This window comes from Atopobium deltae (assembly GCF_001552785.1).
GTDB lineage: Bacteria > Actinomycetota > Coriobacteriia > Coriobacteriales > Atopobiaceae > Atopobium > Atopobium deltae.
In genome coordinates this window covers 43,262-65,544 of record NZ_KQ959485.1, presented here as the reverse complement: position 1 = coordinate 65,544, position 22,283 = coordinate 43,262, and the positions used below count along the sequence as shown (strand labels likewise).

The 22,283-nt window shown below is 50.2% G+C and carries 19 protein-coding genes and 1 tRNA gene; 12 read left to right on the top strand and 8 right to left on the bottom strand.

Going from position 1 to position 22,283, the window contains the following annotated elements; translation table 11 throughout:
- Nucleotides 1-14 precede the first annotated feature (14 nt).
- On the bottom strand, nt 15-329 hold the full coding sequence (locus HMPREF3192_RS01315) for a hypothetical protein (protein ID WP_197414528.1): 315 nt from the start codon (nt 327-329) through the stop codon (nt 15-17).
- Nucleotides 330-347: 18 nt separating this feature from the next.
- Nucleotides 348-1,013, bottom strand: a complete 666-nt coding sequence (locus HMPREF3192_RS01310; RefSeq protein ID WP_269447674.1) for a recombinase family protein — start codon at nt 1,011-1,013, stop codon at nt 348-350.
- A gap of 181 nt (nt 1,014-1,194) precedes the next feature.
- Here HMPREF3192_RS01310 and HMPREF3192_RS01305 point away from each other — a divergent pair, with 181 nt between their 5' ends.
- Together HMPREF3192_RS01305 and HMPREF3192_RS01300 are read left to right on the top strand one after the other, a co-directional pair.
- Nucleotides 1,195-1,437 carry a prevent-host-death protein gene (locus HMPREF3192_RS01305; RefSeq protein WP_004106718.1) on the top strand — a complete coding sequence of 81 codons (243 nt, stop codon included), beginning with the start codon at nt 1,195-1,197 and terminating at the stop codon, nt 1,435-1,437.
- The gene (locus HMPREF3192_RS01300; RefSeq protein ID WP_066304673.1) at nt 1,434-1,811 is read left to right on the top strand and encodes a type II toxin-antitoxin system death-on-curing family toxin; all 378 of its coding nucleotides are present in this window, start codon (nt 1,434-1,436) and stop codon (nt 1,809-1,811) included. Before HMPREF3192_RS01305 ends, HMPREF3192_RS01300 begins: the two co-directional genes overlap by 4 nt.
- Nucleotides 1,812-2,107: 296 nt before the next feature.
- Here HMPREF3192_RS01300 and HMPREF3192_RS01295 read toward each other — a convergent pair whose 3' ends face one another.
- The gene (locus HMPREF3192_RS01295) at nt 2,108-3,613 is read right to left on the bottom strand and encodes a class I SAM-dependent RNA methyltransferase (RefSeq protein WP_066304672.1); all 1,506 of its coding nucleotides are present in this window, start codon (nt 3,611-3,613) and stop codon (nt 2,108-2,110) included.
- A gap of 187 nt (nt 3,614-3,800) precedes the next feature.
- Here HMPREF3192_RS01295 and HMPREF3192_RS01290 point away from each other — a divergent pair, with 187 nt between their 5' ends.
- The 7 genes from HMPREF3192_RS01290 to HMPREF3192_RS01260 all read left to right on the top strand — a co-directional run bounded on the left by HMPREF3192_RS01290 (nt 3,801) and on the right by HMPREF3192_RS01260 (nt 13,100).
- The gene (locus HMPREF3192_RS01290; protein ID WP_066304671.1) at nt 3,801-4,760 is read left to right on the top strand and encodes a lactate/malate family dehydrogenase; all 960 of its coding nucleotides are present in this window, start codon (nt 3,801-3,803) and stop codon (nt 4,758-4,760) included.
- Nucleotides 4,761-5,041: 281 nt separating this feature from the next.
- Nucleotides 5,042-7,093: an elongation factor G gene (fusA, locus tag HMPREF3192_RS01285; RefSeq protein WP_066304670.1), complete on the top strand. Its 2,052-nt coding sequence runs from the start codon at nt 5,042-5,044 to the stop codon at nt 7,091-7,093.
- A gap of 277 nt (nt 7,094-7,370) precedes the next feature.
- Complete coding sequence (locus tag HMPREF3192_RS01280) at nt 7,371-8,831, top strand: hemolysin family protein (RefSeq protein ID WP_082715531.1); 1,461 nt, start codon at nt 7,371-7,373, stop codon at nt 8,829-8,831.
- A gap of 60 nt (nt 8,832-8,891) precedes the next feature.
- Nucleotides 8,892-9,683, top strand: a complete 792-nt coding sequence (locus HMPREF3192_RS01275; protein ID WP_066304669.1) for a cyanophycin synthetase family protein — start codon at nt 8,892-8,894, stop codon at nt 9,681-9,683.
- Nucleotides 9,684-9,788: 105 nt separating this feature from the next.
- Nucleotides 9,789-10,298, top strand: coding sequence for a YtxH domain-containing protein (locus HMPREF3192_RS01270; protein WP_082715530.1), 510 nt, complete (start codon nt 9,789-9,791; stop codon nt 10,296-10,298).
- 106 nt (nt 10,299-10,404) lie between these two features.
- Complete coding sequence (locus HMPREF3192_RS01265) at nt 10,405-11,427, top strand: hypothetical protein (RefSeq protein WP_066304668.1); 1,023 nt, start codon at nt 10,405-10,407, stop codon at nt 11,425-11,427.
- A 146-nt stretch (nt 11,428-11,573) separates the two neighbouring features.
- Complete coding sequence (locus HMPREF3192_RS01260; RefSeq protein WP_066304667.1) at nt 11,574-13,100, top strand: polysaccharide deacetylase family protein; 1,527 nt, start codon at nt 11,574-11,576, stop codon at nt 13,098-13,100.
- Between the two features lie 69 nt (nt 13,101-13,169).
- Here HMPREF3192_RS01260 and HMPREF3192_RS01255 read toward each other — a convergent pair whose 3' ends face one another.
- Both HMPREF3192_RS01255 and HMPREF3192_RS01250 read right to left on the bottom strand, forming a co-directional pair.
- Nucleotides 13,170-14,519 (bottom strand): Nramp family divalent metal transporter, encoded by a 1,350-nt coding sequence (locus tag HMPREF3192_RS01255; RefSeq protein ID WP_066304665.1) that lies wholly within the window; start codon nt 14,517-14,519, stop codon nt 13,170-13,172.
- A gap of 1 nt (nt 14,520) precedes the next feature.
- Nucleotides 14,521-16,353: a magnesium transporter MgtE N-terminal domain-containing protein gene (locus HMPREF3192_RS01250; protein WP_066304664.1), complete on the bottom strand. Its 1,833-nt coding sequence runs from the start codon at nt 16,351-16,353 to the stop codon at nt 14,521-14,523.
- A gap of 279 nt (nt 16,354-16,632) precedes the next feature.
- Here HMPREF3192_RS01250 and HMPREF3192_RS07170 point away from each other — a divergent pair, with 279 nt between their 5' ends.
- Nucleotides 16,633-16,860, top strand: a complete 228-nt coding sequence (locus tag HMPREF3192_RS07170; RefSeq protein WP_066304663.1) for a hypothetical protein — start codon at nt 16,633-16,635, stop codon at nt 16,858-16,860.
- Between the two features lie 59 nt (nt 16,861-16,919).
- The gene (add, locus tag HMPREF3192_RS01240; RefSeq protein WP_066304661.1) at nt 16,920-17,984 is read left to right on the top strand and encodes an adenosine deaminase; all 1,065 of its coding nucleotides are present in this window, start codon (nt 16,920-16,922) and stop codon (nt 17,982-17,984) included.
- Nucleotides 17,985-18,156: 172 nt separating this feature from the next.
- Here the strand turns inward: add and HMPREF3192_RS01235 are convergent, their stop codons facing one another.
- Both HMPREF3192_RS01235 and HMPREF3192_RS01230 read right to left on the bottom strand, forming a co-directional pair.
- On the bottom strand, nt 18,157-18,720 hold the full coding sequence (locus HMPREF3192_RS01235; protein WP_066304660.1) for a LemA family protein: 564 nt from the start codon (nt 18,718-18,720) through the stop codon (nt 18,157-18,159).
- 206 nt (nt 18,721-18,926) lie between these two features.
- A tRNA-Ser gene (locus HMPREF3192_RS01230) sits at nt 18,927-19,015 on the bottom strand.
- Nucleotides 19,016-19,387: 372 nt separating this feature from the next.
- Between HMPREF3192_RS01230 and tadA the strand changes: the two genes are divergently transcribed.
- Entirely contained in the window at nt 19,388-19,906 is a 519-nt protein-coding gene (tadA, locus tag HMPREF3192_RS01225) for a tRNA adenosine(34) deaminase TadA (RefSeq protein WP_066304659.1), read from the top strand.
- Between the two features lie 324 nt (nt 19,907-20,230).
- Here the strand turns inward: tadA and HMPREF3192_RS01215 are convergent, their stop codons facing one another.
- On the bottom strand, nt 20,231-22,087 hold the full coding sequence (locus HMPREF3192_RS01215; protein ID WP_066304655.1) for an InlB B-repeat-containing protein: 1,857 nt from the start codon (nt 22,085-22,087) through the stop codon (nt 20,231-20,233).
- Nucleotides 22,088-22,283 lie beyond the last annotated feature (196 nt).

The following is a 22,283-nucleotide window of genomic DNA, read 5'->3' as shown; positions in this document are numbered from 1 at the left end:
GTTTGGTGCGACACTCATTTTTCTACTTCCCAATATATAATATTATTGTTTGCATTTATTTGAATACTTTTATTGGTAAATAAATTAATTAAAGGTTCAAATAGTTTATAAAACGGGAAAATTCCTATCAGGGAAATGAAGATTCCCATCCATGATAGAATTGCCATTGTTATAGGGCTTCTCCAAACAGGTTCAGGCGTATATGTAGCAGCCTTTCCCAATGAATTCCCATTAAAATCTGTATTGTTTCCTGAAACAATATTAGTGGGCCCATTAAAAATATTACCTGAAACAGTGTTAATATTTGACTTAGAAAATTTATCTCTCATATATTTTCTCCTATAATTTCATCTTTTTGAGCTATATTTCTTCGACTTGCGTTTGACCGTTTCGTCTTCTAAAACCTCTACATTACTGCGAGCTGCCATCTCTATCTCAACTGCTTCAAACGTTTCTTTAGAAATGATGCCTGCATGATGATAGGTATTCAAATACTGACAACTCGCATTTCCCGGAACAGCAATCGCTACATCGCCTGTATATTTACGCCTAGTCAAAGTGCTTTCAACAGCCCGTTTATTCCAAATGTCTTTCCCCTTGGGAGACTTACCACTTCTACTTTTTAACCTTTTAATAATACCCCCAATACTTAATCCTTTTAAATACCAGCCAAAAATATCTCTTACCACTTGCGCTTGGTCTTCATCAATAATCAGCATGCCATGCTTATCTTTCTTATAATCATAACAAACTCTATTATAAAGACCCGATGTGCCATCTTCTGCTCTGTGTTTTAAGCCAAAGCGTATATTCTCGCTACGCCAATCATTCTCTGCTTGACTACAAGCCTGAATCACACTAAGCGAAAGCTCGTCATCAACCGTCTCTGTATCAATTTTATCGGTCTCAAAGATAATTCTTGTACCACATGATCGAATCTTTCTAATAGTCTCTAGTCCTTCTTTCGTATCACGACCAAAACGGCTCACACTTTTAGTAAGAATAATATCAATGTTGCCTTTATGCTCAACCTAAGACTGTTGTATTTATACAGCCTCAATCGGCAAACCATGAGTTCCGATTGACACCTGTCACATCTTTTCTGAGTTAATAGTTATGACGTAGATTTGAAATACTTAGGATTGATTCATCCTAAAATATAGGGTACAATCTCCTTAAAAGGAGGCTATCGTTATGAATGTAAATACAGATACGCTGATTTCAATTTCTGAAGCCAATCAAAACTTCTCAAAGGTTGCTCGTCTTGTCGATAAATACGGCTCGGCTGTAATACTAAAAAACAACTCTCCGCGCTATGTGATTTTAGAGTTTCCTAAAGCCGATGAGGTTTCTGCTCCAGCTGATGATGAGGTCATGGCTTTATCGGATATGTTCATCAAAAAGAATACAAAAGTCTATGAGGAATTGGCTAAATGAAGTATCTAACCGAAGATCAAGTAGTCAGACTTCATCAAGCTCTGATTGAAACAAGTGGTGGCTCGTTAGGTATTCGTGATGAGGGAATGCTCAACTCTGCGCTAAAAACTCCACTACAGACTTTTGATAAAAGTGAACTTTTTCCTTCACTACTGGATAAAGCCACGCGGCTAGCCTTTGGTTTGATCAAAAACCACCCTTTTATTGATGGCAATAAGCGTATTGGCACTCACGCCATGCTGATCTTTCTAGCTCTAAATGGCATCATGCTTTCTTACAATGATGAAGATTTGATCGATATCATCCTCAAAGTCGCATCTAATCAAGCCAATGAAAGCGATCTTTATCAGTGGATAGAAAACCACCAAGAATAATGCCCCCTCATTCGAGAGCATTTTTTACAACTTGTCAAAGTCTGCCTGACCTGCAAAGCCTACCTTTTGTTTTACCTTTCGAGCTGTATTTTCCCACTTCACCAGGTGGGTGCAAAGTGGGTGCACCTTTTAACGTTAACATCCTGTGCACTCGACCCTAGAGCGTTGATATCTTCCCTCAAACAGCCAAACTGCGCTCAAAAACCGCGAGAACCCAGCTTAAAGCCGCCACTCACTAAACCTTTTAACGATAGCCCTCGCAAACCCCTGCTACACAAGGGCAAAAATGCACCCACCTAATCCACACGTGACATCAATACGACAGTCTCAACGTGGCTTGTGTGGGGAAACATGTCAACAGGTTGAATCCGCTGCGGCGTGTAGCCCTTCTCGGCAAACAGTAAAAGATCACGTACCTGCGTGTTTGGATTGCACGAAATATAGACGATGCACTGCGGATTAAGAGCGCACACGCCTTCGATAAATGCAGGTGTTGAGCCCGCGCGCGGGGGATCTATAATAACGGCGTGGAAGCGGCCTGCATGGAAACGACCAGCGTGAAAACGGCCTTCAGGCTCATTCCCAGACAACGCAGTTTCTGACGATGCATTACGTTGCATAGCACCATCGGCGTACACGAGATTCTGCATAAACTCGGTGGCGTCTTGGCAGATAAACCCGCAGCGATTTTTAAGATGATTCAGGCGCTTGTTTTTGCGTGCAGATTCGATGGCATTCTCGGTCTGATCGACGCCCGTCACATACGCATTCGAAAAAGCAGCCGCTGCACAAATGCCGATCGTGCCGCAACCGCAGTAGGCATCCAAAATGCGAAGCGGCTCGCTCGATCGCAGCTGCTTTGCACAAACCTCGCGAATACCATCAAGAGCGACTTGGTAAAGCACCTCGGTTTGCTCGGGGTTTGTCTGATAAAAGCTCGTAGGCCCTATCTCGAATTGGCAACCCAACAGCTCGTCGCGAATAGCTCCCGAACCGCACAGCACCTTCGAGTAGCTTCCAAGCATGGCGTTCGTGTTTCGCGGATTGACATTTTGCACGATAGTCGTGATGCACGCGAAGCGCTCCAAAATCTTTTTCACGAGCCGTTTGCGCTGCGGAATAAACGCGCTGTGCGTCACGAGCACCAGCATCGCTTCGTCTCGATACTTGCTAAAACGCACAATAGCATGGCGCAACAAACCCGTTTGTGTGTCTTCGTCGTAGGCACTGATGCCGAGAAGACCAGCGGTTTTGGCAATAAAATTAAAAATGTCGCGCATTTCGGGAAGCTCAGACGGGCATTCGGTACAGCGAATGATGCGGTGCGTTCCAGGTGCAAAAAAGCCGCAGAGAATTTCGTTTTGCTGGGCGTGGCTAGTGCGCTCCTGTTTTGCGCGTGGCGCAAAAGGTGTGGCTGCTTTATGCCTAAAATGCGCAGGTTGTATCTGCTGCGTGGCCTGCGTATTTGTTTGCATACCGATGATGGGGTAGAGGCGCGCGGCATGTCCCGTCTCATTAGGCGTTATAAATTTAGTAAAAAGCTCACGCATCTGCTCGTTTTTTTTGGTGAGCTGCTCGGTATAGGGGATATTGAGCCACTCGCAGCCGCAATAGCTGCACCGCGTGCGTTTGGGGCCGGGGCCCTCGCTGTGGTGCTTGATCGGCGTGTTTTTTTCCGCTGGCTTTTGCGTTGACTTGCGCGTCGGGTTTCTCGCCAGTTTGCGCGCTGATTTTTCTGCTGGTTTGCGCGCTGATTTTGCGGGTAGCTTGCGCGCTGATTTTTCTGCTGGTTTGTGGCCCATGTTTCCTCTGTATAAAAATAAGGCGCATTTGCAAAAATCTCAAGCATAATAATAGCAATGATTTTGGCAGCGTTGGCAAAGTGGCCAGGCCTGTCAAAACTCTTTGCATACCAGTAATGCATACCAGTAATAATAGTAACGATGTCAACACGAGAAACACACGAGACACAAGATAAAGGAGAAGCCCATGTCAAAGCTTGTAAAAATTGGAATTATTGGCATCAGCCACGTCGGAGCCCATGTTGCCGACGCGCTCTTAACCCACGCGGTGGTCGACGAACTTTATCTGTGTGACGCCAACGTGGGTCTGTGTCGCGCACAGGCCAATGACCTGATTGACACGATGTCGTTTTATCCGCATGCCGCGAAGGTCTTCTCGGTAGACGACCGCTACGAGGAGCTTGCGTCCTGCGACATCATTGTCAACGCCGCGGGGCACGTCAAAGAGGCGATGGTCAACCGAGACGGCGAGCTATTTTGCACGACCGACGAGGCAAAAACCTTTGTGGAGCGTATTACGCAGGCGGGATTTGACGGGATTTGGGTCTCGGTCGCCAACCCCAACGACGTGGTAGCCACCGAAATCTGGAAACTTGCGGGTTGTGACCCGACGCGCGTCATTGGATCGGGCACGACGCTGGATTCGGCCCGCTTGAAGCATGCGCTTTCGCGCGCGACGGGCTACGCGCAGCACAGCATTAATGCGTGGATGCTCGGCGAGCACGGCGTTGGCGAGTTTGCCTGCTGGTCTCACGTGAGTTTTGGCTGCTTGACGCCCGATGAGGTCGAGCGCCAGGCCAACATCACGTTTGACAAGCTCGAGCTGGAGGATCAGGCGCGCAAGGGTGGCTACGTTACAGCTGCTGGTAAGCAGTGCACCGAGTACTCCATTGCAAATGGCACGGTCGAAATCATCCGCGCGATTGTTCACGACACCAAGCTCATCACACCCGTTTCGACCCTGCTGCATAATGTCTACGGCTACAATGGCTTCTTCTCGTCGCTGCCCTGCGTGCTGGGCGAGAAGGGCGTCGAGCAGGCCTTTGTTCCCGAATTTGATGAGCGAGAAGTGCAGGCGTGGAAGGCAAGCTCCGATCGTATTCGTAATAATATTGCGCGCGTTGAGTGGCTCGAAGCATTGATGTAGGCGCATCCCGCGCACCTGCGTGCTGGTTGGGTCTGCGTCCGCCGCGCGATCTTCTCGCCCCGCACAACCGCCCCGTGCCCTCACGCACCCGCGCGAACCGTCGCGCGTACCCAAAAACTACCATTACAGCCTTATTAGGCTCCGTCCCCCGATAAATCAGTGGCGCGACGGGGTTTTGTTGATAAAGTTAAGCAAAGAGGCTCGCTACACAGTCAAGCGGGTCCACCTCCTGGCTGTGTTGGGGCCTACGGGCTCGAACATACTTGTGCGAGGAGGCTATTATGGCAGAACAAGTGAAAAACGTTGTTTTGGTAGGCCAAGGCGGCGTGGGTAAGACCCTACTTGCCGAGGCAATGTTGCACCTTTCGGGTAAGACATCTCGTCTTGGTGGTCACGCAGGGACGAAGCCCACGCTTGATTACGATGAGCAAGAGGAGCGTCGTTCGTTTTCGATTTCGACAGCTATTGCACCAATTACATGGAAAAACATTCGTATTAATGTCTTAGATGCCCCCTGCTATCCCGATTTTATCGGCGATGCTCACGCCGCAATGAGCGTCTGCGAAACGGCGCTTTTTGTGGTCGACGCAACCGAGGGCGCGCAAAGCATTACCACGCGCCTGTGGTATGCGGCCGAGGACCTCTCGCTGTCGCGCGCCATTTTTGTCAATCGCTTCGATAAAACCGAGACGGACTATCAGGATGTCCTCCTCAATTTACAAGAGCACTTTGGCAATCGCCTTGGTGCTGTTACGCTTCCCTGGGGAATTGGCGAGCAGTTCGAAGGTATTATCGACGTCGTTCACATGGTTGCTCGTAAACTGGTTGACGGCAAAGCGCAAGAGATGCCCATTCCCGACGAGTACGCGGGTATGGCGCAGGCCGCTCGCGACAGTCTGTGCGATTTGGTGGCCGAGGCCGACGATGAACTCATGCTCAAGTACCTGGAGGGCGAGACGCTTACTCAGGAAGAGCTGGAAAGCCTGCTGCACAAGGCCATCGTGAAGCGCATTTTTGTTCCCGTATTTGCGGGCTCCTGCGTGCGCGAAGAGGGCGTAACCTCGCTTTTGGACGACATCGTCGAGTACTTCCCCGCACCGTCCGACTACGGCGACGTTCCCCTGATTAATGGCGAGAAAATCAACATTGACCCAGGCGACGATCGTCCCGTTGTCTTTATCTTTAAATCCCTTAACGATCCACAAATGGGACGTTTGTCCTTCATCAAGGTACTGGCGGGCACGATCGAGCCTGGCTACGAGCTTGTCTGCGCGCGCACACGCAAAAATGAGCGCCTGACGCATCTGTATGTGATGTGCGGACGCGAGACACAAGACATCTCAAGCGCCGCCGCAGGCGATATCGTTGTTGTCCCCAAGCTTGATGGCATGACGGGTGACACGCTTTCGGTCACTGGTAAGGTCGAGGTCGCGGCATTCCGCTTCCCGAACTCGCTGTATCGCATTGCAGTTGAGCCCGATAAGCGCGGCACGGAAGATAAAGTCTTCGGTTTTCTCGAGAAGAGCTGCCTTGCTGACCCCACGATGATGGTTGAGCATGACGAAGAAACAGGCCAAACCATCATTTTTGCTATTGGTGAGGCACAGGTTTCGGTGTTGCTCGAGCGCCTTGAGCAGCGTACGGGCCTGACGGCTCACACCGTGGCGCTTCGCATTCCGTATCGCGAGACCATTCGCCGCATTTCGTCGGCGCAAGGCCGCCACAAAAAGCAAACGGGCGGCGCTGGTCAATACGGTGACTGCTGGCTGCGCGTCGAGCCCAATCCCGATGCGGGCTATGAATTTATTGACGAGGTCGTCGGCGGGCACATTCCGCGCGGCTTTATTCCCGCTATCGATAAGGGCGTGCAAGAGACCATGCGCGAAGGCGTTCTTGCAGGTTATCCCATGATTGATGTCAAGGTGGCTGTGTACGAGGGTTCGTATCATCCCGTCGACTCCAACGAAATGGCGTTTAAGTCCGCCGCACGCATTGCCTTTACTAAGGCCATCGAGCAGGCAGAGCCCGTATTGCTGGAGCCCATGGCGCACGTCGAAGTCACAATTCCCGAGGCCTTTGCAGGCTCCATTATGGGTGACATTTCGGCGAGCCGCGGTCGCGTAGAGGGTATGGACATGAACGATCGTGGTCAAACGCAAATTAATGCCACTGTGCCTCTGGCCGAAATCGCCGACTACGCCACACGCCTGCGCTCGCTGTCGCGTGGTACGGGCGAGTTTAGCATGTCTGTTTCGGGCTATGAGCAGGTACCGCACGACGTGCAGGAGCGCCTGGCAAAAGAGTATGCCGATCGCCGCGCCGCTGGTAAGTAAGCTTCGTTTGGTAAGGAAGCTTCGTTAAAAGTTGTGATATGTGGCTGTCGCAGCAGCAGTGTCGTGACAGCCACAACTGCATAGATTGGTGCATTCTTGTAATGTAAAAATGCAATTATCTGCTTAAATGTGTTTTGAGTTGGTAATATACATTCTATGTTGTATGCGCTGGCATATATTTTGGAGGATGCACAAGCGCGTTCGCGTCACTCGTGAGCGTTTCCTGCGTCCGCAGATATCCGCGCCAACGAACTTCTGGAGGATGCATCTCTTTCATATGGACATAGTGATTTCACTTCTCATCACCTTTGTTTTGATCGTCGTGAACGGCTATTTTTCTATGGCCGAAATGGCGCTTTCCACTGCTAAAAAGGCCCTGCTCGAGCGTGCAAGCGCGGAAGGTGATGTGCGCGGTGCTATTGCCGTGGATGCTGTCGAGAACCCCGACGGCTATTTAGCAGCTATCCAGGTAGCCATTACGCTCGTTGGTTTTGCGTCATCGGTTACGGCCGCGACGAACTTATCGACACCCGTAGCGCGACTCTTTGCAAGTTGGGGCATGTCGCTTTCGTTTGCGCATGCCATCGCGCCTGCTCTTATCACACTCGTGATCTCGTACATCTCCATCGTCATTGGCGAACTGGTGCCTAAGCGCATGGCCTTAAGCGATGCTGAGCGCATTGCCATGGCGGTTGCGGGCCCGCTTTTGCACTTCTCGACTTTAGCGCGCCCTTTGGTGTGGTTGACATCGGCAAGCGCCGAGGGAATCGCGCGCCTGTTACACCTGAAGAACGCCTCCGATCGCCAGCTCATATCGGAGGACGAAATTAAATATCTCGTGACGGACACCCAAGAGTTGTCCGATGAAGAAAAGTCGATGATCCACGACGTCATTGGCCTAGGCGATACCATTGCCCGCGAGGTTATGGTTCCGCGCGTCGACATGACCGCGGTCGAGGACACACAAAGCTGCCGTGAGACGCTCGATATCATGCGTACCACGGGGTATTCTCGTCTGCCTGTGTATCATGAAGAAGTGGACCACATTGTGGGCATTGCGCACATCAAAGACCTGATCGAGGTCGTACTTTCGTCTGCGTCTTGCGCTGCCGAGAAGACCGGCGAGCAAGCTGCCGATGCCGCTGCCAGCAAAACCGCCGATGAAGCCATCGCGGCGCACATGCGCAAGGCCGAGTTTGTACCCGATACCAAAGACATCATTCCGCTGCTGTCCGAAATGCGTGCGAGTCACGTGCAGATGGCCATTATCGTTGATGAATATGGTGGTACGGCGGGTGTGGTCACGATCGAGGACATCGTTGAGGAAGTGGTGGGCGAGATTGAGGACGAGTTCGATCCCGACAATCGCTACATTACCCAAATCAACGATCGAACGTGGCTGGTAGATGGGCGTTATTCCATTGATGATGCCATCGAGCTTGGCTGGCCTATGGAGGATTCAAACGAGTATGAAACGCTGGCTGGTTTTGTGCTCGAGCTTGCGGACTCGGTTCCTAGCGCGGGCGATAGTTTTTCGTGCGAGGGTTGGACGTTTACTGTGCAAGCCATGCGTGGTCGTCGTCTCGCAAAAATTAGGGTGACGGCGCCGTTGCCAGCTCCCGAGCAAACAGATGGGGCTAGGTTGGGTGCTGGCAACGGCGCCGTCGCCACCAAGGACGACGCCCACGACGTCCACGCCATCTACGATGCACATGCCCAGAAAAGCACTGATGTATAATACGTGGTACGACAAGTTGCACGATGACATGGTTTTACTACCTTGGAGGTCACAAACGACATGGGTCAGGTAATTGAAATTCAAAAGGTAAGCGTTGGCCCTCGTTATCTTACGGCGCGTGTTCGTGTCGATGACGAGTTTGTCCTGATGACAAATGAGGATATGCAAGGTACCGACCGCGTGCATCAACTCATACCCGAGCTGGCAGATCATGCATGCTTCGGTGATGCATCCGAGCATTTTGGCGATGTGTTGCCGCAAACGGAGCTCGCGCACCTTTTTGAGCATATAGCCGTGGAACTCATCGCGCGCACGGGTCTTGGTGCGGATATTTCGTGTGGTCGTACCACGCGAGCGCCGCATGCCGACGAGCGCACCTTTGACGTGCAGCTTGACTGCCCTGACGATGCGCTGGTTGTGGGTGCGCTGTCGAGTGCTGCTTGGATTATGCAGTGGGCATATGCCTCCGATCAACTGCAAGAGCCGCAGGTAGATGCCATTGTTGACGGTCTTGCAGCCCTTATCGAATCGTTGAACGCATCTGAAGCTTCCGTGAACTCTGATGCCCCCGGCGATGACAATGCCAGCGAAGATGACGTGGCCGAAAAGGGCGAAGCTGGCACTGACGAGAAGAACGCGGTCACCGCCGCGGATGAGTCTGCTGCCAGTGAAGTCACTGCAGACGTTTCCACCGCCGAAAACGCTGCTGCTCAACCTGCTGATCTCGAGAAAACCGTGAGCATGTCAAGGCAAGCTGTCGAGTCAGCTGATGGGCAAGTCGATTCCGTCGTTGAGCAACTCGCTTTGCAATTTGCAGCACAGCCTCAGGTGCCAGCTGCTGAAGACAAGTAAGTAAACTACTGCACCTCCATTGCGGTGATTGCTATACTTTTGTATATAATCAGGACAATGGAACGCAGTAAAAATAGGCAATTTTCCTTATAGAGAGGAAACAATATGAGCAAAAAAAGTGGATTAGGTTTTGTCACAGGAGCTGTTGTTGGTGCCGCCGTAGGCACCGTTGTAGGCATTTTGATCGCACCACGTTCTGGTGCCGAAAGTCGCGCTATGGCTGCCGATGTTGCAAATGATATGTGGGACAGTGCCGTTGACACTTACGATAAGACCAGCAAAGTCGCTACAGAAAAAATGACGAGCATTCGCCCCATTATGGACATCACCACCGATGAGCTGCGCGCAAAGGTAGATGCTGCTCGCGAGCGCATCGATCAGCTTAGAGGCACGTTGTCCGATACTGTTGCTGTAGCATCGGTGCAGGCAAAGGATGCGTTTTCTCATATTAGCAATCAAGTATCGACGACGGTTTCTGACTTTGCGTCAAAAAATGACAACTGCCCCGTTGAAGTGAGCTTCGATGACGCTCCCGCTGGCGCTACCGTTCAGAGCGCAACCGCGGACGCTGCTGCTGTCGCTACCACATCTGCACCAGCTGTCGACGCAAACTAAACCTTCATCGTATATACGCATACCACACAAGGCACTGCCGCTCGGGTAGTGCCTTCTTGGTAAATAAACCAGGCCGCGTGCAAGCGAGCACACCAAAGGAGTCTACATGCTTTCGTTTTCTCAACTATCCCGCGCAAAAATGTATAAACGGGTGGCGGTAGATTCGGACAAGCTTGTATATCTCGGAAAAATCCACCACGGCGTTTTTGCCCCACATTCGACAAGGCTTGTTGGATTTATGATCAAGCGCCCCGATATTATCTGCATGATTAAGCGCAGTGATCTTTTTATGGCGCTCGATAGCTTTGCCGTCTCAAACGACTCCAGATACGACGATAACACAGGCGCTGAAGTGCTCTTTTGCGATAATCCCGCCGAGGGGCTGGGTGATGTGGCCATCAAGCGCCTTGGCCTTGATTGGAATCAGTGCGTCATGTGGTTTGGCATGGATGTTATGACCCAGTCGCACAAAAATCTTGGGCGCATTGTGGATTTTACGTTTAGTCCCCACTCTGGCGAGGTGGAGCATTTTGAGGCGTCAACGACGCAGGCTGCGACTGCTCTTATCGGTAACGTTATGATTGCTCCGCAGCACGTAAATGGCTGCAAAAAGCAAACGATGATCGTTTCGGACGAGGTGGGTGCGCACTCTTTTTCGGGTGGTGTAGCTGGTAAAGTTGGCGAGGCTGTTGGCAAAGTGCAGGTTCATTCCACGAAAGCCTGCAAAACGTTTATGAAGCACGCCGAGAAGGGCGTCGAAAAAGGCTCACATTCGTTGGGTCGCGCGTTGGGAAAAGCGAAGCGCGCCGTGGTGGAGACCACGCAGCTCGATGCCAAAGAGCCGCAGCTAGAGGCCCTCGATGTAGAGGTTTTGGCTCCTGAAGCTACAAAGCAAGAGGCCACAAGGTCAGCTGGGCATTCTGACGAGAAGACCGCAAAGTCCGAGACCGCTTCAGCCGCGAGATCCGACACCACGTCTACCACGTCTATCGCAAAGCCTGAAACAAGCGATACTCCCGACGAGACGTCGGTCACAACGCAAGCTGCCCGAGCCTTTGGTAGACAGATCTCGCGCTCTAAAGGCATGTTTTCGGCTTTTAAGGAAGAATTTATCAATAACAGTAAATGATGCAGACACTGTTTTTTGCTATACAGCGCTTGAATTCTGGGTACAATTAAATCCTAGATACCATTGAATTCTAGACACTATAAAGTTCTGGACGCACTAAAGTTCTGGACACATTAAAGATTAATCGCAGCACACACGGAGGAACCATGTCAAGAAGCGCGAATCATTTTAAAGCTACTCCTCGCAAGGATGCTTCGTCGCACAACAATGAAAACAGATTCGAAGGCGCCGCCAACCCCAGCGCCAACGCCGCTGGTCCTGCCAACGCCAACGCAGCACAGCCCTATGTTTCTTCCGTGCGCAATGCTGGACACTCTGCGAACCCCAGTACCAATCCAGCCTCGCGCAACCCGTATCTGCAGGCACAGCGCTCGCACACAAAGGCACAGCGCGAAGACGTGGGTTTTGTGACAGCCGATAAAGGCTTCGTCTCGGCACGTCCCCTCAATGCAGCGCCGCATGCAAGGCGCGGCTTGAGTCGTCGTCAAGTTATTGCACTTGCGGGAAGCCTTACTGTGGCTGCGGTCGCCATTCCTTTGGGTTGGAATTTTTTGCGACCCGTCGAAATTATCGTCAATGGTGCTCGCAGAACGTTTAACGTAGGCACGGCCCTCACCGACATTATCGGCAAAGAAAAAAAGCTCAAACTTACCGCGGGCAATTTTATTAACGTGCTCGGCAAGGTGATCGAGAAGGGCAAAGGCGACCCATATTCGGTCAAGATTGGCGATAAGGAGCTCTCATTTGACGAGGTCAAGGGCTATAAAATTCACGGTGGCGAGACCATTGTAGTTGGCAATGGCAAAGACGTCATGGAGGAGTACACGGCCGAGAAGAGCGAGGTTGCGCCGAAGCTCAAGATGGACGGCGCCTGGGGATCGATTTGCTACATTTCGCAGTGGGGCAAGCCCGAGCAGCGCGAAGTTCGCACGGGCAAGGTTTCGGGCGAGCGCTCCGAAGGTAACGTTGTGCAAAAAGGCCAGGATTGTGTCGTAAAAATTCGCAACATGCGTCCCAAGGATGGCAAAAAGCTTGTTGCCATTACCTTTGATGACGGCCCCAGTAAGTATACCGAGCGCTATCTGCAAATTTTGAAGGATCGCAACGTAAAAGCAACCTTCTTCAATATTGGTAATTGCGTGCACGAAATGCCGAACCTTACCAAGAAGGTGCTCGAAGCAGGTCATGAGGTCATGAGCCACTCGTACACGCATCCCGTGCTTTCGTCGTTGCCGCAGGACAAGCTCCTCGGTGAACTCAAGGATACGCAGGAAGCTCTTAAAAAGGCAGCCGGTATTGATACCACGATGCTCCGTCCGCCGTATGGTGCGTTTAAAAAGGACACCTGGCTCAAAACGCAGGGCTGCATCAGCGCTTCAATTCTGTGGAACATGGACTCGCTCGACTGGAAACGCCCAGGTGTCGATAAGATCGTCCAAAATTCAATTCAGGGCATTCAACCTGGGTACGTCATCTTGATGCACGACGGCGGCGGTCCTCGCGAGCAGGACTTAGAGGCGCTTCCAAAGATCTTGGATACGCTGCTTGGTCAGGGCTTTGAATTTGTGACAATTACCGAGCTTATGAAGGCCGACGGTAAAGTTCCCGAAGAGATTATCAGCGGCAAGGCAAAAATGCCCGAAGGCGCAGTGTGGCCCACTGAGCTGGCGTAATACGGTCACGTTCAGCTGGTCTGCTGGTGCTGCTTGCGCGGGCACACCATCGCGCTCTGCTGTGCCTCGCTACACCCCAAGGGCTTGCAGCACAAACATCACCGCGGTCAACACGGTGATAGCCACAATAATAAACCAGGTCAACGCATTCCAAATGCGCTTGTTGCACCAGTTGCGCATGATGTGCTTGTCGCTTGCGATAAGCACCATGCACACGAGTAGTACGGGCAGTGCGATGCCGTTGATGATTTGTGCTACCATCAAAATGCCAAAAAGGTCAACGTTGGGAATAATCACGATCACGGCCGATACGATGGTAATGATGGTGATAATACCGCGGTAAATAGGAGCCTCTTGCCAGCTGCGATCAGCGCCGCGTTCCCAACCAAATGCCTCACATATGGCGCTGGCAGTAATACCAGGTAGTACACAGGCTGCCAAAAATGAGGCGCCCGTCAAACCCGCAGCAAAGAGAATCGACGCATAACTTCCCGCAAGGGGCACCAAAGCGCGTGCCGCATCGGAAGCGTCATTCACCTGAATGCCTGCGGGGAAAAGCACGGCACCCGTTGTCAAAATAATAAACCAAGCAATAATGCCAGCCACCACCGCGCCCGAGATATTATCGGCACGCTGTGCAGGAATGTCGCGTTCATCAAGGTTCTTCTCGACGACATTGCTCGATACCATAAAAATCATGTAGGGCGAAATAGTGGTTCCCACGCTCGCTACGAGCAGCGAAATGTATGCGGGCGAATTGTTGATCTGAGGGATGAGCGTTGCTCGCAGCGCGGCCGACCAATCGGGTTTGCCCAAAACCCCCGCCACGATATAGGTTATAAACACCGAGCTAATGATAAGCAAAATGGACTCAATGCGCTTGTACGAGCCGCTCATCGTCAGGATCCAGGTACCAATTGCCGCGACGGGAACGCTTGCATAAATGGGGATGTCAAATAGCAGCATGCTCGACGCGATGCCCGCAAACTCCGAAATGGTCACCGCAAGATTTGCGACGAGAAGGGCAAGCATAGCGAGTGCCGAAACACGGATGCCAAAGCGCTCTCGGACAAGGGATGCAAAGCCCTTGCCGGTCGCACAACCCATGCGAGCTGCAGTTTCTTGCACCACAATGAGTAGCAGCGTCATGACGGGAATAGTCCAGAGCATGCTAAAACCAAAGGTCGCTCCCGTGGTGGAAAACGTTGCGATACCACCAGCGTCCATGCCCGCAAACGAGGTAAGAATGCCAGGACCCATGGCAGCAAGGATGGCAGCAATGCCCGTCTGGCTGACCTTGCTGGCGCTGGTCTTGGCTGTGACTCCGCTGGTCTTCTCGGCACGCTGAGGTGTCCGTCCCTGCGTTGGTCCTTGCGTCTGCGCTTGCATATGTGTCTGCTTTACCTCGCGAGCTGCCATGTTACATACCTACCCCACAAAGCAAAATGCTCGCGGTTGCAATAAATGTAAGGCTCGCAATAAGCATGGCAATAAAGGTGAGGCTCGTGCCCGAAATACTGCGGTTATTCTCGTCTAGCTTGCGCAAAACGCCCAGGTAAACGGGGGTGAGCGCAAATGAAATCAAAATCGAGGTGACCGCCGAAATAATACCGTCGATAAGCAAGGTATTTTGCGCGCTGTTGCTCGAGATGACATGCACAAGCGTCGTGGCAATAAGGCCGACGAGTGCAGCAAATAACAGGCCAAGGCCAATGTTCTTAAACGCAAAGCCAAACAGCGACGGTGCGTTTTCGTCATTGGCGTCGTACTCAATAAACGAATTGGTGACGTAGTTGGCCGCATCATTACCAGCGACAATGGCCACGGGAAGCATGCTTGCGAGCATCACAACATCCAGCCAACTGTGCTTGGTAAAGAGCAGCATCATCAGCGTCAAGCTGCCCATCCAAATAAAGAACCACAGCTCATTGCGCAACAGCCACAGCAAGCCTTCCAATGGATGGCGCCCTTCGGAGTCGCCCGTGGAAGCACCCGCAATTTGCAGGTCCTCGGCGTGTTCCTCTTCCAAAACGTCCAGTGCGTCGTCGACGGTCACAATACCAAGCAGACGGCGCTTATCGTCCACAATGGGCATGGCCAAAAGATTATACTTCGCGATATTCTCGGCAACGTCTTCTTGGTCATCCTCGGGGTTCGCGGTAATAAGGTCGTCATCAATGGCAATGTTAAGAAGCACATCGCTTTGCTTAGCGCACAAAAGTGCACGTAACGTAACAAGGCCGCTCAGGCGACCCTGCGCGTCTTTCAGATAAATATAGTGGACGGTCTCGAAGTCCTCGTCCAGGTTGCGCAGCGCTTCAACGGCATCGACAACAGTGGAGCCCTCGTCGAGCAGCACCGCCTCCGAGGTCATAATACGTCCCGCGGTATCCTCCTGATATCCCAGCAGCTGACGGACCGCCTTTTGCTCTTTGACGCCCATCAGACGCAAGAGCTTCTCGGCCTTCTCGTAATCGAGCTCCGAAACCAGCTCGGCCGCGTCGTCGGGGTCCATCTCGGACAGCATGCGCGACGCGTCGAGTTCGGTCATGTCGCCCATGAGCTCTGCGGCCTGATCGTCGTCGAGCTCGGCAATGGCTTCTGCAGCTTGTGCTACGTCAAGCTGGGCAAACACCTGGCCGCGCAGACGGGGATCGAGCTGTTCGATAATATCGGCGATGTCGGCGGGGTGGAGCTCGTCGAGCGTTTTGTGCGTGACCGAAAGCTTCACATTGGACAGGTCTCGGTCGAGAAGATCCATGTAATTCCACGCGATAATGCGCTCGGGCAATTCGCGCCCCAGATTGTGCGCAAGGCGCAGCACGAGTTTTTCGAGCCGCGGGGAAAGCGTGCGCAGAAGGCCACGCACGCCAACTTCGGCACCCAAAAGGCGCAGCTGGCTGGAGCTGGTGTCCGAGAGCTTGAGGTCATTTACGCGCACCACCTTCATGCCGCGCGTATCGACAATTTGCTTATTCAGCAAATCACGTGCGATAAGAACTTCTTCGGGTTGCAAATATGAAAAACGAATATCGGCAGCAGCTACGGTGAGGTGCACTTCATCTTCGTCAAAAGAATCAACGTATTTACGCCACGAAATCATAAAAGGCGTTTTTCCAGGACCCTGGAAAGCCAGCGATGTAATGCGGGGAAAGACTTCGCCCGTGGCAATACCCAGGTCATTAACGACACCAATTTTTTGGCCATTGGCATCAAGAACAGGATTTCCCAATAGCTGGGACAGATAAATCATACATGCTCCTTTCTCGCCTTTGCGAACGCGTTATGCGCGCATAAGCGCTGGTATTGCATGTTGCGAAGCAATACCGCAGGTCATAAGCCCTCGCGGTACAGCTCGCAAAGGAGCACACACCGCGATGGGCTATCGACTGTGAGGTCGAGGTTTCATGATGCCCTTTCTCGTAGAACGATCATCGTGTTTTTATGTACAATAGCAGCAAACAGGCATGCCTGAGGCATACATCACTCATTTTAACAAAATTTGCGTCTTTGCACGTGGCAAGAGGAAACGGTGAGTAAGGAAGCGATTCACAAAACTCTGTTTGAGGATATTTACGATTTTGCTGGTCAGCTGCGTGATGTCAATTTGGCAAAGGGGAACTTCCGCTTTGCACCAGTGCTTTACCTCAAAGAAGCGCTGATCGATGACGTGTACAACCGTGAGCTTTTTATGCGCGGCATTGACCACAGCTATTATTACGAGGGATATACGGCGTTCAAAACTGAAGAACTGGTATAGTTTAAGTGTCTTTACAGGTTTACGACTCGATCAAGAAAAACTCGATCAAAGGAGTGCGTATGTCAGACACAGCCACGCAAACAACCAGTCCAATTTCCCGAAGCTTTTTACAGGGGCTTCCCAAAGCTGAACTGCATGTTCATATAGAAGGCACTCTTGAGCCAGAGCTCAAACTTGCCCTCGCTCAAAAGCACGGCATCAAACTCAAGCAGGATACGGTAGAAGAGATTAAGGCGACCTACAACTTTAATGATCTACCCTCGTTTTTGGATGTCTACTACGAAGGCATGAATGTGCTGCTCGATGAGGATGATTTTTACCAGCTTGCGTGGGAATATTTGCTCAAAGCGCGTAAAGATAACGTGCGTCATATCGAGATCTTCTTTGATCCTCAAGCGCATACCTCACGTGGCGTGTCATACCAAACGGTCGTGCGTGGACTGACACGTGCCTGCAAAGATGCCCGTGCGCTGGGAATTGATGCGAAGCTCATCCAATGCTTCCTGCGCGATTTTTCGCGTGCGAGTGCTCAGCAGCATCTCGATGCACTTCTCGACCCAGCCGACGAGCTCGCGTCGCTTCTCGCAGAGCATGTCATCGGTGTGGGGCTCGACTCCGACGAGCACAACAACCCGCCCCTGAAGTTTTACTATCAGTATGCATTGGCGCAGCAAAAGGGGCTGCATACTACTGCGCATGCTGATATCGACCAGCTGGATTCTATTGGGCACATCAAAGAGCTGCTGGAGGTGCTGAATATCGAGCGCATCGATCACGGGACCAACGTGGTCGAGAATGCCGATCTGCTCGCTTTAGCAGCCAAGCGTCATGTTGGGTTTACGAGTTGTCCCATCTCTAACAGTTTTATTAACGATGACTATAAAGAGCGCGAGGTGCGCCAGTTGCTTGATGCTGGTGTGTACGTGTGCATCAACTCTGATGACCCCGCCTACTTTGGAGGTTACATTACCGACAATTACAAGACGCTTGCATCGACGGGGATTTTCTCGCAAAGCGACATGGTGGAGATCGCCAAAAACAGCTTCCGTGCCAGCTGGATCTCGGATGAAGCAAAAGCGGTATACCTTGCCGAGATTGATGCCTACGTGGGCAACCAGCAGTAGAGCTAGCTAATCCATAGCCTTAGGCTTCGAGCACGAAAAGTAAAAATCACCGAGAAGATCACACGACCTTCTCGGTGAGTGTATTTACAAGAACGTTGTTAGTGCAAGTCTGCTCGTGCTAACGCTTGAGCAAGTTCGCTCGTGTTGGACTCGAGCAAAGTTGTGCGAAACTTTAGAACGAAACTTTCGGCGCTTGACGAACCTCGGAAGACTCGATGGTAAAGCCGGTCATCTTGGTAAAGTGACCAATACCTGCAACAAGGTTGCCTGGGAAGGTTTGAATGGCGTTGTTGTAATTCAAAACGCAGTCGTTGTAGCTCTGGCGAGCGTACGAGATCTTATCTTCCGTATCGGACAGGTCTGTTTGCAGCTGCTGAAAATTGGTGTTGGCCTTAAGATCGGGGTACGATTCCGCAAGCGCAAAAAGCTGGCGCAAGGTACCAGTGATCTGGTTTGTTGCATCCATGACTTGCTCAGGAGTAGAGGCACTCACATAGTTTTGGCGCGCCGCAATGACGGCCTCGAGCGTTTTTGACTCGTGCGAAGCGTAACCCTTGACCGTCTCTACCAGGTTGGGGATGAGGTCCGAACGCCTCTGCAGTTGGGTGTCGATGGTTTGCCATGCGTTGTCACAACGATTGCGCAGCGCCACCATGTTGTTATACAGGTGAACGATGCCAATAATCACCAGAACGACAACGGCCAGTACGACAGCATAAGGAACAAAGTCTGGCATAAAAACTCCTTTTTCGCGTGCTTTATACGGAAAAGCACCTTTAATATACCCATGTATAAGTATAACGTTCGGGATAATTGTGGGGTAGATCCAAGATTCGAAAATAAAAGGCTGGTGAGAAGCTCGGTGGAAGATAAGCTCGTGAAGGCGAGAAGATCGATGGCGAAAAGCTGATGATGGCAGCGTCAAAAGGCAAAAGAGAAAAGTGGCGGAGGGAGAGAGATTCGAACTCTCGGGACGCTGAACGCCCAACGGTTTTCAAGACCGCCGCATTAAACCGCTCTGCCATCCCTCCAGCAAAGCTTATGATAGCGCACACTATAATAGCGCAAAGTGGGTCAACAGAAAACTAAAAGTTTATGCGGGTTTTATGCGGCCACTGTGCCTTCTCACGCAGCTCCTTGGTAAGTTATAAGTAATATAATATAGCTATAACAGCCTTACGCTGTTCTTTTAGCTTGAATGACACTTGTTTATGTCGCCGCGTTCTTGATTCGTGCAAAACATGCGAGTAAAGATTTTTAATCTTGCGTGATAAAACAAACAGCCTCCCCTTGACGCAATTACGCCAGCACAGGGAGGTTTTTGTTATGATTACACACGAGAATGAGAAGGTCGTCACGCTGCGTCATGCGCAGTTCAAACTATGCAAAATGCAAGGTTGATTATGGAACAAACCGACACTACACCACAAAGCGCCACCAACGAGCAAGACGAACAGTTTATGCGCATGGCACTTGAGGAAGCCCGACGGGCTTATCGTCAGGGCGAAGTGCCCATTGGTGCTGTGGTGGTATATCAAGATCAGGTTATCGCCCGCGCGCACAATATGCGCGAAGGGGGTGCGGATCCGTCTGCGCATGCAGAATTTTCGGCGCTCGTGGCTGCAAGTAAGGAGCTGCAGCGTTGGCGCTTATCGGGCTGTCGTGTGTATGTGACGCTCGAGCCATGCCTAATGTGCGCGGGACTTATGATCAACGCACGTATCGATACCTGCATCTATGGTGCGCCCGATCCAAAAGCAGGTGCGTTGGGAACCCTCTTTGACGTGAGCTGCGACGAGCGCCTTAACCACAGCTTTGGTGTAACGTCGGGTGTGTTGGCGGATGAGGCGGCGGAGCTTTTGCGCAGCTTTTTTAAGGAGCGCCGTGTGCAAAATGCTACTCGTGCAAAAGGTGATGCGTGAGGATGCCCTTATCGTACAGCCCGTAGCTGTTAGTTCCGTTTTTTGGCAGGCCCTAGTTTCATTACGTGTTGGATACAATGAAACTTTAACTTTGCACTCTGAAACTATTGCTCCATACTCTGAAACTTTAACTTTGCACTCTGAAACTATTTATAGGAATCCTGAAACTTTGACTTGGAGCGTCATACTATTTCTTATTGAGAATAAGAAAGCTTATATCTCAAATAACACTCAAAAGATAACATACAAAAAGATGGCTCTAACATATCGCTAGAGCCATCTTCTAATAACCAATACTCGTTACTTAAAACAAGCAGTGCCTACTTATTTGTTTTCTTCCATCATTTTCTTCTTAAGAAGAATTGCAAGTCCAGCAATCGAGAAACCTATAGCTGTGAGTAATCCTGCAAATGATGCTGATTCACCAGTCTTAGGAATCATGCCAATATGCTTTTTAGGTTGCGGCTTGAGTTCCGGCGTTGGTGGATTAGGCTCTGGATCCGGTGTCGGTGTAGGTGGGTTTGGAGTTGGATCCGGATTTGGTGCCGGAGGATTCGGATTCGGGTTAGGATCAGGTGTAGGTGTTGGCACAGATTTCTTTTCATATATAGCAAATACAGTCTTATCCCCTGTAACTATAGTATTACCTGTGAAATATTCACCATCGCCATCTTTACTCGTATTCCAGCCTTTGAACGTATATCCATCTTTAGATGGCTCATCCGGCATGGATTGATCAGCTAACGCATCCGTATCAATAGCCTTGCCTTTTTCTACTTTCCTTGTAGCATGAATCTTATCGCCATCGACGAAGTTAACGTATAAATAAGGGTTCTTATAGTTTATATCATTGTTATTAAGCAAGCTCTTTCGAGGATTACTGGTTTGGGCGGCATCAGAGTCGCCACTAAATAAAAGCTGAGTATAGTCAGCATAATTTTCTGGTGCCGTATATTTACCGGAGATAGCCCGATTTCCTTTGAACAAAGTGTTCTCATCTGTGCTTATATTCTTATATGCCTCTGTGTCCTTTGTAGGATCGTTATTATCTTCTTTATAGGTGTAAATTGCACCACCACCACTAGTAGCTACATTGTTAGTAAATTGCGATTCACTTATATCCGCTCCACCATTATTCTTATTAAGATATAAAGCACCTCCTGCAGATTTGGCACTATTAGCATCAAATATCGATTTACTTATCGTCAGTTTCTTTTCACTACAAATCGCTCCGCCCCATTTAGCCTGATTCTTGCTAAACGTAGTATTTTTTATTGTTAGTTCTTGTGATGAATAAATCGCTCCGCCCGTGCTTGCTTCATTTTCTTCAAATCTAGCATTCTCGATAGTAGCAGGATTCGTTTTACCGATCCAGATAGCACCACCGACTTTGTTGTTAGGAACTTTGTTTCCCTTAAATGTGCCACCAGTAATAGTTAATTGACCAAAAGAAGCTATCGCACCACCACCAAAAGTGGTACTGCTATTATTTTCAAAAAGACCACCTTTGATATTGAGAGTAGAGCCTTGTCTAGATTGAATGACACCACCTTGATTGCGAGATGTATTATTTCTGATCACAGCCCCATCTTCGATCGTTAATGTACCTCCATTAACATATAGTGCTGGACCATCAAAATTTTCAACATCAGAGAAATTTTGAATTATCGCTCCTTTGCCAATAGTGATCTTGCCTCCAGTAAGGGCAGACAAGCACTCGCTCTCATGAGCTCCGTCAAGTGTTATATTATCAACTGTAATCTCTGCACCTTCTCCGACACCCATAAGCTCTTTCGGACCTTTTCTTGTAAGCTTGTATGGTCCACCTTTACCTGAAGTTAGCCTTATTTTATTATTACTTCTGAGATGCATACCTTCGGTTGCTGGAATAACCGTATCTTTATTTACATATACAGTATATAAACTCGTGGCATCGTTTATATCCATATTATCAACGCATTTCATAAATGTGTCGTATTCGCCAGCAAGCACCTCTTCACTAGAGCCAGCTACTTTTTTAGTTACTGTAAAAGCTTTAGCGTTGGGTATATTATCAGTCGCATTTGCGTTATTAGATACGGCATTAGCCACCCCGGTATTTGCCTGTAGTAATACCATGCTCGCTACGATAAAAAAAGTAAACAAGATTTGTGTAATTTTCTTTCTAAGAATTTGTTGCATATTAGTCTCCATTAATTTAAAGGCTTAAAACAGGTATAAAACAAGCGGCACCATCAACCTTTTATGCTAATTTTTCTTGAGCCAATTATACAAGAAAAATCTATATTGACTAGCCTTTATAGATTGTATATCCGTTAATTACTCGTCTATTTTCATTACACCCCCATCAAGGAAAGTAAACTCAGCCTTTCCATCG